Annotated in this window: 16 protein-coding genes; 10 read left to right on the top strand and 6 right to left on the bottom strand. The window is 59.9% G+C overall.

The features are described 5' to 3' along the window. Window positions 1-631 (bottom strand): asparaginase (locus VE23_RS11170; RefSeq protein WP_198156160.1); only part of this gene is annotated, 631 nt, incomplete at its 3' end. A 262-nt stretch (window positions 632-893) separates the two neighbouring features. On the opposite strand from VE23_RS11170, the gene VE23_RS11175 reads away from it, so the two are divergent. From VE23_RS11175 to VE23_RS11185, 3 genes are all read left to right on the top strand, one after another. Beyond that, window positions 894-1,385 carry a YtxH domain-containing protein gene (locus VE23_RS11175; protein ID WP_021880246.1) on the top strand — a complete coding sequence of 164 codons (492 nt, stop codon included), beginning with the start codon at window positions 894-896 and terminating at the stop codon, window positions 1,383-1,385. A gap of 14 nt (window positions 1,386-1,399) precedes the next feature. Continuing rightward, window positions 1,400-1,600 (top strand): hypothetical protein, encoded by a 201-nt coding sequence (locus VE23_RS11180; protein ID WP_021880245.1) that lies wholly within the window; start codon window positions 1,400-1,402, stop codon window positions 1,598-1,600. Between the two features lie 106 nt (window positions 1,601-1,706). After that, the gene (locus VE23_RS11185) at window positions 1,707-2,930 is read left to right on the top strand and encodes an NAD(P)/FAD-dependent oxidoreductase (protein WP_049867990.1); all 1,224 of its coding nucleotides are present in this window, start codon (window positions 1,707-1,709) and stop codon (window positions 2,928-2,930) included. Window positions 2,931-2,989: 59 nt separating this feature from the next. Here VE23_RS11185 and VE23_RS11190 read toward each other — a convergent pair whose 3' ends face one another. From VE23_RS11190 to VE23_RS27010, 3 genes are all read right to left on the bottom strand, one after another. Further along, the gene (locus VE23_RS11190; RefSeq protein ID WP_048748219.1) at window positions 2,990-4,540 is read right to left on the bottom strand and encodes a DHA2 family efflux MFS transporter permease subunit; all 1,551 of its coding nucleotides are present in this window, start codon (window positions 4,538-4,540) and stop codon (window positions 2,990-2,992) included. A gap of 273 nt (window positions 4,541-4,813) precedes the next feature. Beyond that, window positions 4,814-5,356 (bottom strand): general stress protein, encoded by a 543-nt coding sequence (locus VE23_RS11200; protein WP_021880241.1) that lies wholly within the window; start codon window positions 5,354-5,356, stop codon window positions 4,814-4,816. A gap of 101 nt (window positions 5,357-5,457) precedes the next feature. Beyond that, window positions 5,458-5,613, bottom strand: a complete 156-nt coding sequence (locus VE23_RS27010) for a hypothetical protein (protein WP_021880240.1) — start codon at window positions 5,611-5,613, stop codon at window positions 5,458-5,460. 200 nt (window positions 5,614-5,813) lie between these two features. On the opposite strand from VE23_RS27010, the gene VE23_RS11205 reads away from it, so the two are divergent. The 7 genes from VE23_RS11205 to VE23_RS11235 all read left to right on the top strand — a co-directional run bounded on the left by VE23_RS11205 (window position 5,814) and on the right by VE23_RS11235 (window position 10,012). Then, window positions 5,814-6,134, top strand: coding sequence for an STAS domain-containing protein (locus VE23_RS11205; RefSeq protein WP_021880239.1), 321 nt, complete (start codon window positions 5,814-5,816; stop codon window positions 6,132-6,134). A 37-nt stretch (window positions 6,135-6,171) separates the two neighbouring features. Further along, on the top strand, window positions 6,172-6,633 hold the full coding sequence (gene rsbW, locus VE23_RS11210) for an anti-sigma B factor RsbW (protein ID WP_021880238.1): 462 nt from the start codon (window positions 6,172-6,174) through the stop codon (window positions 6,631-6,633). Next, window positions 6,630-7,412: a sigma-70 family RNA polymerase sigma factor gene (locus VE23_RS11215; RefSeq protein ID WP_094248204.1), complete on the top strand. Its 783-nt coding sequence runs from the start codon at window positions 6,630-6,632 to the stop codon at window positions 7,410-7,412. The genes rsbW and VE23_RS11215 overlap by 4 nt, the downstream gene beginning before the upstream one ends. A 150-nt stretch (window positions 7,413-7,562) precedes the next feature. Next, a complete protein-coding gene (locus tag VE23_RS11220) occupies window positions 7,563-8,771 on the top strand; it encodes a magnesium transporter CorA family protein (RefSeq protein WP_048748217.1) in 1,209 nt (402 codons plus the stop codon). A gap of 144 nt (window positions 8,772-8,915) precedes the next feature. Next, entirely contained in the window at window positions 8,916-9,476 is a 561-nt protein-coding gene (locus VE23_RS11225) for a sigma-70 family RNA polymerase sigma factor (RefSeq protein WP_048748216.1), read from the top strand. Further along, window positions 9,460-9,816, top strand: a complete 357-nt coding sequence (locus VE23_RS11230) for a YxlC family protein (RefSeq protein ID WP_048748215.1) — start codon at window positions 9,460-9,462, stop codon at window positions 9,814-9,816. Before VE23_RS11225 ends, VE23_RS11230 begins: the two co-directional genes overlap by 17 nt. Beyond that, window positions 9,803-10,012, top strand: a complete 210-nt coding sequence (locus VE23_RS11235) for a hypothetical protein (protein WP_048748214.1) — start codon at window positions 9,803-9,805, stop codon at window positions 10,010-10,012. Before VE23_RS11230 ends, VE23_RS11235 begins: the two co-directional genes overlap by 14 nt. A gap of 86 nt (window positions 10,013-10,098) precedes the next feature. Here the strand turns inward: VE23_RS11235 and VE23_RS11240 are convergent, their stop codons facing one another. Together VE23_RS11240 and VE23_RS11245 are read right to left on the bottom strand one after the other, a co-directional pair. Continuing rightward, complete coding sequence (locus tag VE23_RS11240) at window positions 10,099-11,256, bottom strand: PP2C family protein-serine/threonine phosphatase (protein WP_048748213.1); 1,158 nt, start codon at window positions 11,254-11,256, stop codon at window positions 10,099-10,101. A 139-nt stretch (window positions 11,257-11,395) separates the two neighbouring features. After that, window positions 11,396-11,992: a DUF948 domain-containing protein gene (locus VE23_RS11245; RefSeq protein ID WP_021880232.1), complete on the bottom strand. Its 597-nt coding sequence runs from the start codon at window positions 11,990-11,992 to the stop codon at window positions 11,396-11,398. Window positions 11,993-12,138 lie beyond the last annotated feature (146 nt).

Consider the following 12,138-nt stretch of genomic DNA (forward strand, 5'->3'; position numbering starts at 1 on the left):
CCGGGGGGAGCCTCTCCAGAGGAACGATGAATACAGGCAGGCCGCAGCCGTCGACGGCGCGTCCGATAGCGCTCTCGTCCATATCCGTGAACAGGGCGATATGGCGGAGCAGCTCCCGCTGCAGCGGATGATCCATAGCCGTATATCCTTCCAGAGGCCAGCCGTTCATCCGGCAAAAGGCGAGCAGGCCGATATGCTTCCCTGAGCAGGTATGGTACAGCTTGCGCGGCGGCAGCCGCCTGCGCATGGCCTCATCCCGTTCGTTCCGGCCGAGCGGATAATCGGGATGGAAAGCAAGCTGCTCCTCGCGGACGCCGGTCAGCTCCAGCATCTTTTCCAGCAGCTCGACATGCTGCTCCCCGCCGCGGTGCGATGCGGACATCAGGGCGATCGCGCCTTCCGGGAGCCCGTAATGCTCCATCAAGCCCGCCGCAATGCCTGCCGCGGCCTGCAGCGGCTTCGCCGTCGAGCGCATGAAGGAGACCGACCCGGCATCGCCGGCGCTCGCGGCCGGCGCGCCGGACGCATGCCGCGCAGCCAGATGCCCGGCATGGCTGTTCTCCTTCCATTCCCCTCTCGTCGTCATGGACAGCTCCACGCCGTCACGGAAAGCTTCGTTACGTTGTTCCATCCTCAGCATCCTTCCCGTCCCCCGCGGCCGGACTTGCCTGCCCGCGGGACGTTATCCTACCTTCATATTCTGCCGGCTCTCCGCAGGTTCAAACCGTCCGGCTCCGGCAGCGTTCAACATGACGATTCATTATACCAGTCCGGGCGGCCCGTTCACCACTCCTTCCAAAGATAACCTTCTGCCGGCGACCGCAATTAAGGTTTCAACGGACGTGCAGACGTTTATAAAATCAACAACAACCACTTGAAGGAGATGAACGGATATGGCAAACGAAACAACGGCAAAAAGCGGCGGAATGACAAAGGGACTTCTGATCGGCGGCGCGATCGGCGCGGCGGCGGCACTGCTGTTCGCACCGAAGGCAGGCAAGGAGCTCCGCTCCGATCTCGCCCGCAAATCCTCGGATGCGGCTGAATACGCCAAGCGTCAGGGAGCCATGCTCTCCGAGCAGGCGAAGGGCGTCGCAAGCACGGCGGGCGAGAAGGCTTCCGCCCTCACCTCCAAGGTTCAGGAGCTGGCCGCCAAGGCCAAGGATGCGGCGCTGATCCAGCAGGATGCCATCAAGGAAACGGCGGCGACCGCGATCGCGGAAACGAAGGATGCCGTGGCGGACGTGAAGGACCATGCGCAGAAGGTCGCTTCGGAGACGACCCGGCATATGGACAACATCAAGAGCGAAGCTTCCGACAACCACGACAAGGCGATGAAGGACACCCCTTCCATCACCAAATCCAACTCCAGCTTCAACAACTAAGGAGGGCGATGGCCATGAGCGGAGGCACCCGGGAGGAATTCCCCCAGCCTGACGGCCAGGCCGGCAGCAAGCACCGGGATATCGAGGATGCGCGCAACGGCTCCATGGTTCAGGACGAGCAGGATATGAAGCGGCTCGGCAAGGACATGGAAAGGATGCGCACCAATTCCGAGCTCGAAGAGGATGGGCTCGTTCCCGATCCGGCCCAGGACTGACCCCCCCCCAAGCAGCGGCGCTGTCCATCATCGGACGGCGCCGCTTTTTGGCGTATCCTCATGAATTCAGCGTAATCGTTCATAATAAGGCGGGAGGTGCACCGCCATGAAAGACCATCACGCTGGAACCCTGTATTGGCCTCATACGCTTGCTGCCGTTCCTTCCTACTCCGCCCTTGAAGGCCATGCGAAGGTGAAGGCTGCTATTATCGGGGGGGGCATGTCCGGCGCGCTGTGCGCGCTTCTCTTTGCGAGGAGCGGCATCTCATGCTGCGTGCTGGAAAGGGATACCGTCGCCGGGGCAAGCAGTGCGGCCAATACCGGCCTGCTGCAGTTTTCCAACGACATCATGCTCTGCCGCCTGATGGAGCAGATCGGCAAGCAGGATGCGGTACGCTTTTACCGCGCATGCAAGGAATCGGTGGAGCGCCTCGCCCAGGTGGCAGGGTCACTTCCGGCGGACCCCGGCTTCCGCCGCCGCAGCAGCCTCTACCTCGCTTCCACGGAGGAGGACCTTGCGGGCGTGCAGGAGGAGTATAAAGCCTTGCATGAAGCCGGATTTCCCGTCGATTACTGGAGTGCCGAGGATATCCGGTCCCGCTTCCCGTTTTCCGGTCCGGGAGCGGTCGTGACCCGGGGCGATGCGGAAGTGAACCCTTTCCGCTTGGTTCATGCCCTTGCCGCGGAAGCGGCGGCGAACGGAGCGGCCGTCTATGAAGGAACCGAGGTGGCGCGGCATGCGACCGGCACCGATGGAGTCCACCGGCTGGAGACGGCAGGCGGCTCGATCGTCGAGGCCGAGCATGTCGTCTATGCCGTCGGCTACGAGCCCGAAGAGCTGAGGGGAAAGCTCCTCAAAGCGGAGATCAACCGCTCCTTTGCCGGAGTCACGCCGGTGCAGTCATCGTTCGCAGACTGGCACGAGCGCATGATGATCTGGGAGACGGCCCGTCCTTACCTCTACGTCCGTACGACTCCCGAGGGGAGAGTGGTCATCGGCGGCCTGGACGAGCCGACGGCCGTTCCTGTCCATGACGGGCAGGAGCGCCTGCGCCGGATGGACAAGCTGTCCCGCAGCCTCGCCTCCATGTTCCCCATGCTGGACAGCACGCTCGAATACGGATGGAGCGCGGCGTTCGGAGAGTCGCTGGACAATCTCCCCTTCATCGGCCGCGATCCTGCCTGGAGGAACGTCTACTACTGCCTTGGCTACGGGGGCAACGGAACCGTACACAGCATGTTGGGGGCATCCATTCTCCGCGATTTCATCCTCGGCTTCGAGCATCCGCTGGCCAGCCTTGTCGCCCTCGACCGTCCGGGGAGAATATGACGTAAAAAACCTCCTTTGCCCGTGGAACGGACAAAGGAGGTTTTTTTAACGTTCTTTTTTTATTGCTGCGAGCTTGCTGCCGGAGTCTGGGCGGAGCCCGCAGGCTTCGCGGGACTGTCCGGTGTCGAGGTGACCTCGACATGCGGCTGTGTCTTGCGGATGAAGAACGCCAGCACGAGCGCGGCTGCGGATATCCAGGTCGCCACCAGGAAGGCCAGGTTGATGCCGTGGATCGTCGCTTCCTGGGTGATATGCAGGACGGCTTTGGCGTTCGCGGCGTCCTTCGGATCAAGTCCTGCGGCGGTGATCATCTCGGCGCCCTTGCTCTTCGCGCTGCTGCTCATGATCGACACGAGCAGCGCCGTGCCGAGAGCGCCGGCAACGGTCCTCAAGGTATTGGACATCGCCGTTCCGTATGCGATCATCCGCCTTGGGAGCTGGTTCAGGCCCGCGGTCATGATCGGCATCATGAGCATGGACATGCCGAACATCCGGGCGGTATACAGCCAGATCAGATGCGTATAGCTCATGTTGTCGGTCAGCCTGCTGAATTCGAACGTCGTCACGACCGTGATGGCAAGGCCGGTGACCGCGAGCCAGCGGGCTCCGACTTTATCGAAGATGATGCCGGTGACCGGACTCATAATGCCCATGAGGATCGCGCCGGGAAGCAGCAGCAGACCGGCCTTCATCGGCGTGAAGCCCAGAATCTTCTGCAGGTACAGAGGAAGCAGGATCATCGCGGCGTACATGGCCATCGTCACGAGAATGTTGATGATGGTCGTCAGCGTGTACATATCGAATTTGAAGACGCGGAACTCCAGGATCGGGTTCTTGATGACGAGCTGCCGCCATACGAGCAGCACGAGGCTGACGCCCCCGATGATGAGCATCCAGAGGACGAGCTGGCTGTCCCAGCCTTTCGTGCCGGCTTCGCTGAAGCCGTACAGAAGGCCGCCGAAGCCGGTGGTCGACAGGACGACGCCCCAGTAATCAAGAACGGGCTTGGACTGCGGCAGCACGTTGCGCATGCGGAAAATGCCGAGAACGAGCGAGACAAGTGCGATCGGCAGGACGATGTAGAAGAGCACCGGCCAGCTGTAATGCTGGATGACCCATCCCGACAGCGTCGGGCCGACGGCCGGCGCGAAAATCATGGCGATGCCCATCATGCCCATCGCCTGGCCCCTCTTCTCGACCGGGAAGATCGTCAGGAACACGACGTTCATGAGCGGCATGAGGATGCCGGCGCCGGCGGCCTGGATCAAGCGGCCCGTCAGCAGGACCGGGAACCCTCCCGCGACGGCGCAGACGACGGTGCCGATGCAGAACAGAACCATCGATAAAATAAACAGCAGCCTCGTTGAAAAACGGGCGACCAAATAAGCGCTCAGCGGAACAAGGATGCCGTTGACGAGCATGAAGCCCGTCGTGAGCCACTGGGCCGTGTTCGTCGTGATGTTCAAATCCTCGGACATTTGGGGCAGGGCGACATTGATCAGCGTCTGGTTGAGCAGCGACACGAAAGCTCCTATAATCAATGCAGCTACCAGAGGAGCTCTTTTGAATCCGGCTGCTCCTCCCGCAGCGGTTGGACTTGCGGTACTCATACGGTTTTCACCACTCTCGCTTTCTCTCTATACCCAGGCGTTAGGGCCCGGAAATTAACTCATTGAATTAAATTTTACTTCTAAAACGTTTGGAGCGTCAAACCGGCTGAGCCGCCGCCTACCGGACTATTGTCCGCAAAAGAGGCCTCCTGCTTCCGTTTAGGCTCGTTTTTGACCCCGTACAGCATCTGTAGGGCTGTTTCTTCTATATAAATGCGATTCGGCTGCAACGCAAAAAAGCCGCCCGCAGGCGGCCGCATGGCAAGGCATTCCTTAGGTCAGAATCGTCGTGGCGCCATTGGAACGGAAGATCGCCTCGGCTCCGGCCAGCGTATCCTGGGAAGGACCATCGGCCTCGTAGACGCTGTCCGACCCGTCCTCGCGATCGGCGATCAATACGATTCCGCCTTCCGCAACGGCGTCCCTCGCCTTTTCGGCCAGGCTCTCGCTGAGCCCAAGCTCCTTGAAGATCGACTCGAACGGCGTATCTCCGCCGATGACATCGTCGGCAAGCACGTATCCGCCGGCAAAAAACGGCGCTCCGCCGCTGGAAATGGTATTGCCGCCGAACGGCGCGGCGCCGACGACAAAGCCCGTTCGATCCAGCGGGTAAGCTCCCGAGTCGTTGCGGCGGGCTTCCTTGATGTCCTGGAGCTCGTCGGCATGGACGTCGGTGTCGGATTCGATGAAGCGGATCGAGTCGCGGTCCCGTCCGAGAACCTTGATCTCATCCGGCGCGAATCCTCCGCTCCGGAGCGCCTGAACCGCCTTGACGGCATTTTCCTGATTGTCGAAAACAGCAATCGTCTTGCTCATTCTGACTTCCTCCTTCAATTCAAAATTGTAGGGCCGATTCTCACTATTCCCCCGCGGTGTCCGCCCCATGCGGACCGCGCGGAGCCATGGCGCATACCGGATCAGAACATGGGGATGATATAGCGGATCAGGAAGTACAGCACTCCGAAGAAGATGATGATGTAAGCGGCGTATTTGATGAATGTGGCCGCTACCATGCTGGAGTCCGACTTATGCTCGACATGCCGTTCTTCGACTTGTACGTTGCGGTTATCCATATGCGGTTCCTCCCTTCGCTTGCGATTTCGCTTAGGGTTCATTACCCATGCCTCTGGAAGGAAAAACTGCCGCTGGAAAGAATATATTTATGGATAAACCGGTTCAAAAGCTGTTTCAGATGTCCACGGACAGGTTATTTATGCTGTATGAGCATTTAATGAAATCATTTTGTTATGACACTTAATCAGGAGAGGGATCTATGAACCAGAACGAGAAGTTCCAACTGCGCACCGAAACTCAGGAAGGACGCTGCATCGTCTACCTGAGCGGAGAGCTTGACCTTGACTCCGCGTCCCAGCTCAGAGCCGCCATGGCTCCCCTTATGGAGCTGACCGACCGCGAGCTCATCCTTAACCTGAGTGACCTTAAATATATTGACAGTACGGGAATCGGCATCTTCGTCTCCGTGCTCAAAGCCCGTCATGCCAAGAACGCCCCCTTCGAGGTCGAAGCCATCCCTCCGGGTATCCGCAAGCTGTTCGATATGACCGGCATCACTCCTTTTTTGACCAAATCCTAAGAATTCCGCCTGCGCCGAGAAAGGACCGAAAAAAGATATGAATTCTGCAGAAGAGAAAATTGTTCTACGCCTCCCGGCGAGATCCGAATATTTGGATCTGATTCGTCTTACCTTGTACGGAGTCGCGACCAAAGTCGGCTTCACGTATGAAGAAATCGAAGATATGAAGGTCGCCGTATCCGAAGCCTGCAACAACGCTGTGCTCTATGCATATGCGGGGCACGCGGATTCGGACGGAGCCGGTGAAATGGAGATCCGTTTCGTCCGCACCCCCGATGCGCTGTCGATCATCGTCAAGGACGAAGGAGCCAGCTTCGACGCCGCTTCCGTCGCTCAAAAAGCGGAGCCTCTGCATGGCAAGTCCATCCATGACATTCAGGCGGGAGGACTCGGTCTCTACCTGATGCAGGCGCTTATGGATGAGGTCGAAGTGCGCAGCGAGATCGGGACGGAGGTCGTTCTTACCAAACGTCTGGTAAAAAGTGGGGAATTGGCATGACCATGAACCCGGCTAGCCAATCGCCGCAAGCGGGCACGGCCTTGATTTTGGAATATCAAAGCAATCCCAACAACGATACGGCTACGCTGCTTATCACCCATTACGAACCGATGGTCAAGATGGCAGCCGGCAAAATCGCGCGGAATCGGCCCGATCTATACGAAGACTTGTATCAGGTAGGCCAGATGGCCCTGCTTCGATTGTTCGCCCAGTTCGACGCTTCGATGGGAGTCCAGTTCGAGCCCTATGCGATGAAAAGCATCATCGGCCATATGAAGAACTACCTGAGGGACAAATCCTGGTATATTCAGGTTCCGCGGCGGATCAAGGAAAAAGGGATTGCCGTCCAGCAGGCTATCGACGAGCTGACCATACGCCTCGAGCGGTCTCCCCGGGTAGAAGAGATTGCGGAGCGGATGGAGCTTACGACCGAGGAAACGCTGGAAATACTCGGCGGCCGCGACTTGTATCATTATATTTCGCTCGATACGCCGATATCGGAGGACGAGAGCACGACGACGCTCGGCGAGCTGATCGGCTCCCAGGCGGACGACTTCGATTCCGTCGACAAGAAGATGGACCTGCAGGCTGCTCTCCAGCAGTTGAAGCCGGAGGAGCAGCAGGTGCTTATGCTCGCGTTCGAGGAAGGCATTCCGCAGCGTCTCATCGCCGATCGGCTAGGCGTCTCCCAGATGAGCATCTCGCGCATACAGAGGAGAGCCATCGACAAGCTCAAACGGCTCCTGTCGGAAGACGGACAAGCCTATGATGAAGCCTGATTCGGCGCCTCTTGCCCTCCTATCGTCTTTCACTGGCCGCATCCGGCTTGCCGGATGCGGTTTTTTCATCTTGCCCGGAGTCCGGTTGTAAGCAGCACCTCTTCGGGGTATGATGTTGAAGATCGATTCATCATGGAAGGAGGCGCGCCGATGATTCACCGCAAGCTCCGTTATGCGGCAGGCTGGGAATGGCATATCATTCAAGAGCAGCGGGATTCCGCAGCCCCGGGAAGCACGGATGAAGCACCTCCTCCCCCTCTCGGAAGCCGCAAGTCGCGAACCCCGGCGCCTCCTCCCGGCCCGTCGGATCAAGTGGAGGCTGCGGCCGAGGAAGGCCGCGCCGAGCAGACGTCCAGGCTGTGCGGAGAGCTTCCTTTTTGCAGCTCATGGATTCGGGAAGCCTCGGAGCGCCGCCACAATCTCGTCTCGTACACGGAGGAAGGCGGCGGCGTCTCCATTCTCTCCGGCACGCTGATGATCCAGCTGTCGGAGCAAGGACGCGACACCCGCCCTCTCCACTTCTGGCTGCAGGAATCGCGCCTCGTCACCTGGCATGAGGATCTGCGGCTGCCGCTGCGGCTGCAGACATCCGCCTGGTCCGAATCGATGGAACGCTGCGCCACCGCTCCCGAAGGCTTCGCCGTTCTGCTGAGCGCCGCCCTTGAGGTGTTCCACAGCGGCCTCGACGAATTCGAGCGGCGGCTGACCGGACTCGAGAATGCGGTGCATAACCGCAACCGGACCGCCTTGCTGCCCGTCATCTTCGAGCGGCGCCATGACCTGCTTCACTGGAATCATCTCTTCCTCCCCGTCCGCGAAGTGCATGACGCCGCCAAGGAAGCGTTCATGGATGGTATCGTGCAGTCGGCCTCCTTCCAGCGGCTCAGCTACAAGCTGGAGCGGATCGACTCGCTGCTGACCCATTACACGTCGGAGATGGACACGCTGATCGCCATGGACGACGCGATCGCGAACTTCCGCGGCAACGACATCATGAAGACGCTGACCATCTTCACCGCCCTGTTCGTTCCGTCCACCATCGCCGGAACCTTGTGGGGCGTGAACTTCCATCATCTGCCGGGCCGAAATTCCGAATGGGGCTTCATCATCATGTGCGTTGCCGTCGTTGCCGTTACTTGCGCTCTCTATGCCTGGCTGTGGCACAAAGGCTGGACCGGCGATCTGCTCACCGACCGGCCGTCGACTCCTTCCGGCGATTCCTCGGCTTCGGCTTCTCCGAATTCCAGATCGGCCGCACGGGCTCCCGAGCGCCGTCAACGCCGCAAGTTCCGGAAATCGCCTTCCGCGGGCGGTCGCAGCCGGCGGCCTTATCCGGGGTCTCCATCCGAAGAAGAATAAACCTCTTTGCGCGATGCAAAGCGTTTATTCTTTTTTTGATTCCCGGTGAACGTTTCAACGCCGGCAGGCGACAAATATACTAACGGCCGACAACAAACAAGCCGAGGCGGGCCAAAAACGCCGGCGGGTCAGGATGGAGCGAAGATGACAGATTCAAGCAAGCTTGCTGCGGACATTTCTATGGGCAGCCGGGAAGCTCTCGCACGCAAGGGCAGCCCGGAAGCGCTGGCTTCGCTGCTTCACGAGCATTATCCCTTTTTGAAAAAGTACTTGATCAAGCTTACGCTGAGCCTTCCTCATGCCGAGGATTTGGCTCAGGAAACGGCGATCCGAGCCATTGAAGGGATCAGAAGCTACCGGTCGGAAGCAAAATTCACAACCTGGCTGCTGCAGATAGCGACTCATGCGTTTCTCGACGACAGGCGCAAGCAGGACCGGAGAAGTCGCTGGCTGAGGGCGTACCGGGACTCCGAACGGCTGCGCCTGCAGCAAGCCTGTCCCGGCTTGTCCATCGAGCTGCTGGAGGCGCTGGAGGCGCTGTCGGTGGAACATCGAGCCGCCGTGCTGCTCAAGCATTATTACGGCTATTCGTACGAAGAAATCGGAACGATGTCAGGCGTATCGCCGGGGACGGCCAAGTCGCGCGTCCATCACGGTCTGGCCCGCCTGCGGAAGGAGCTGGATGCCCATGAAGGAATGGGATGAGAAGGAATCGGCGAACGGCATGGAAATGGATGTCGAAGCGAGACTTGTCCGCGAGCTGCGGCAGCTGGACCGGGAGGTGCCGGATGAAGGGAGCCCCGGCCTGAGCGAGCTGGAGGGGCTTGTACGAACCGTCCAGGCGAGACAGCGCCAGGCTTTGCTTCGCGATCTCCTCCTCTTTTGGGGCGTCGCCGCGCTCGTGCTCGGGGTTGTATTCTGCGCAGCCGCGTTCGCGCTCGTTCCTTATCTCGCGGCCCAGCTTCTCGTTACCGTCGGAGCGGCTGCCGCGTGCGCGCTCAAGCTTGCTTCCGGAAGAAAGGCTGCCGCCCATGAGCAGGAATAACCCTTCCATCAGCGATGTGCCGATCTATGTCTGGATCCTCGTCTTCACCTTGCTGCTGGCCCAGAGCACCTGGCTGTTCATCGATGCGGGGCGCCGGGGACGCAGCCGCTGGTTTTGGGGCATCTGGGGCCTTCTTCATTTCCCTACCCCCCTTCTCGTCTACTATGTCTGGTACAAATGGATCAAGAAGCGCTGAATCGGATGCAAAAAGGCTGCAAGCTCGTCATCCCCGGATGACAGGCGTGCAGCCTTTCTCATTTGATTCGCTGGACAGGAGCCTCTTCAGCTGATCTGAATCCGGACCAGACAGCAGTCATCGGGCCGTTCCAGTCCTTCTTCTCCGCCCACCAGCTCCTGCAGGGATCCGGTATGGCGCACCGTGCCGGCCAAATGATCCAGCAGCGTATCCAGCCGGCTCTCTTCCGGGCCGGTGACGAGCTCGAGCAGGCCGTCGGTGAACAGCAGCAGCTGATCGCCCGGCTGCAGCTTCAGGACATGCTTGGTAAAGGAGACGTCCTCGAACATTCCGACCGCCATGCCGCCGCCGGACAGCCTCTCCTGCGGAAGGGCGGCATCACAGCGGACCAGAATGCCCGGCGGGTGGCCCGCATTGACATACTCGACGGTGCCGCTGGCCAGGTCCACGACCAGATAGAGAGCCGTGAAGTAATACTGGATGAGCTGATCGGCGAACTGCAGCTGCAGCGCCCGCCGGTTGAGCTCCTCCATGACGCGGACCGGCTCCACTCTCGTCACCATCGCGTCCCGCAGGACGGAAGCGATGAACATGCAGACGAGAGAAGAAGAGATCCCGTGGCCCATCGCATCGATGACGGCGATGCCGTAGCGGTTCTCATCGATCCGGTTCCAGGCATAGAGGTCGCCGGAGAGCTCCTCGGACGGCTGATAGAGCGCGTCGATCCGGATGCCGCTTTCCTCCAGGCGGGCGGGCAGTGCGGCCGACTGCACTTCCTTCGCGAGCTGAAGCTCCTCGCGGATGCGCCTGTCGCGCTCCTTATGCCAATCCTTCTCCTGCTTGAGCCGCAGCGCCACGCGGATTCGGGCGAGCAGCTCGATCCGGTTGATCGGCTTGGTGACGTAGTCGATCGCACCGGCATCGAGCGCCTCGGCCAGCTTCTTGGAGTCACCCATGGCCGTCACCATGATGACAGGAATATCCCTAAGCCGCTCTGATGCCTGAATGGCCAGACATGCCGCAATGCCGTCGATGCGGGGCATCATCATATCCAGAAGGATCAGATCGACGCCAGGATCAGGCGCTCCTTCGCGCATCTCTTCCCCATTCTCGGACAAGCCGAGAATCGAGAACAGCTCCATGCCCGAGGAGGCTGCCCGGATATCCCTGTATCCGGCCCGCTTGAGCATTTCCTGAACGACCGTTATATTCATCGCGTTGTCGTCTACTACTACTATGCGCATGTTAATGTAATCTCCCCGGAAATCATGGCAAAAACAGAAGGAAGATTTGTCCCTCTGCCGCCTTTTTTCTGTCCTAATGGTAGCCCATGTAGCCGATAAAGTCCAGCCAGCGGAAGCCTTCCGCCGGCTGGCCGCTTGCTTACGCCTTGCTCTTGCCTGCACGAAGCAGGCGCGCCGCCTGAATGCCTACATCCAGCCAGCCTACCCATGCCGGAGAGGAAGAAGCTTCCTCCGCAAGAACGGGAACCTTGGACGGGCGTTCTCCCGTCGCCGGCGTACCGGACCGCAGCGGGACCGCCGTTCCGGCATAAGCGGCAGCCGCGCCGCTAAAAGATTTCTCGGATGCAGCCGCCGCGCTTGCCGCGCCTTCTTCCAGCTGAGCATGAACGGCCGACTCATGCGCCTTGCGGCGCAGCTTGTTGGTCCAGCCGGAGGAGAACTCCCGCGCGGCCGACGCCACTTCGTGCACCGTCTTGCCGACTTCGCGAACCGAAGCCATCAACGGATCGACGGCATCGATCTGGTGGTTGACCTGATTTGTCAAATCCTTGACGCTCACGACGAGGGCATCCACATCGCCCTTCCATTCCTTGACGGCCCCTTGAACCTCGCGGATCGCTCCGCTTGCCGCTTCCAGCGAATGCTGGGCTTTGCGCAGCGTCTGAACCAAAAATCCGACGAGAACGGCGATCGAAAGGGCGATAATCAGTACGCTGATCTCCAAGATCATGCTCATTTCATTTCCTCCTTGGCGGTCATGCGACTGCCCGCTTGATTTTTACGTCTTTACCCGTCAGGCCGCCGATCCAATCAAGCCGTTTTCTTCCTCCTCCTGTCCGCGGCTGCCGGCATTCCGCCTATGCAGAAGGAGATATCCATCCC

The sequence above is a fragment of the Paenibacillus sp. D9 genome (assembly GCF_001188365.1).
In the GTDB taxonomy this organism is placed as follows: Bacteria; Bacillota; Bacilli; order Paenibacillales; family Paenibacillaceae; genus Paenibacillus_O; species Paenibacillus_O humicus.

Excerpts from the sequence above, each read along its gene's own strand:
- VE23_RS11175 (WP_021880246.1), top strand. The coding sequence starts at position 894 with ATGGCAAACGAAACAACGGCAAAAAGCGGCGGAATGACAAAGGGACTT.
- VE23_RS11180 (WP_021880245.1), top strand. The coding sequence starts at position 1,400 with ATGAGCGGAGGCACCCGGGAGGAATTCCCCCAGCCTGACGGCCAGGCC.
- VE23_RS11185 (WP_049867990.1), top strand. The coding sequence starts at position 1,707 with ATGAAAGACCATCACGCTGGAACCCTGTATTGGCCTCATACGCTTGCT.
- VE23_RS11190 (WP_048748219.1), bottom strand. The coding sequence starts at position 4,540 with ATGAGTACCGCAAGTCCAACCGCTGCGGGAGGAGCAGCCGGATTCAAA.
- VE23_RS11200 (WP_021880241.1), bottom strand. The coding sequence starts at position 5,356 with ATGAGCAAGACGATTGCTGTTTTCGACAATCAGGAAAATGCCGTCAAG.
- VE23_RS27010 (WP_021880240.1), bottom strand. The coding sequence starts at position 5,613 with ATGGATAACCGCAACGTACAAGTCGAAGAACGGCATGTCGAGCATAAG.
- VE23_RS11205 (WP_021880239.1), top strand. The coding sequence starts at position 5,814 with ATGAACCAGAACGAGAAGTTCCAACTGCGCACCGAAACTCAGGAAGGA.
- rsbW (WP_021880238.1), top strand. The coding sequence starts at position 6,172 with ATGAATTCTGCAGAAGAGAAAATTGTTCTACGCCTCCCGGCGAGATCC.
- VE23_RS11215 (WP_094248204.1), top strand. The coding sequence starts at position 6,630 with ATGACCATGAACCCGGCTAGCCAATCGCCGCAAGCGGGCACGGCCTTG.
- VE23_RS11220 (WP_048748217.1), top strand. The coding sequence starts at position 7,563 with ATGATTCACCGCAAGCTCCGTTATGCGGCAGGCTGGGAATGGCATATC.
- VE23_RS11225 (WP_048748216.1), top strand. The coding sequence starts at position 8,916 with ATGACAGATTCAAGCAAGCTTGCTGCGGACATTTCTATGGGCAGCCGG.
- VE23_RS11230 (WP_048748215.1), top strand. The coding sequence starts at position 9,460 with ATGAAGGAATGGGATGAGAAGGAATCGGCGAACGGCATGGAAATGGAT.
- VE23_RS11235 (WP_048748214.1), top strand. The coding sequence starts at position 9,803 with ATGAGCAGGAATAACCCTTCCATCAGCGATGTGCCGATCTATGTCTGG.
- VE23_RS11240 (WP_048748213.1), bottom strand. The coding sequence starts at position 11,256 with ATGCGCATAGTAGTAGTAGACGACAACGCGATGAATATAACGGTCGTT.
- VE23_RS11245 (WP_021880232.1), bottom strand. The coding sequence starts at position 11,992 with ATGAGCATGATCTTGGAGATCAGCGTACTGATTATCGCCCTTTCGATC.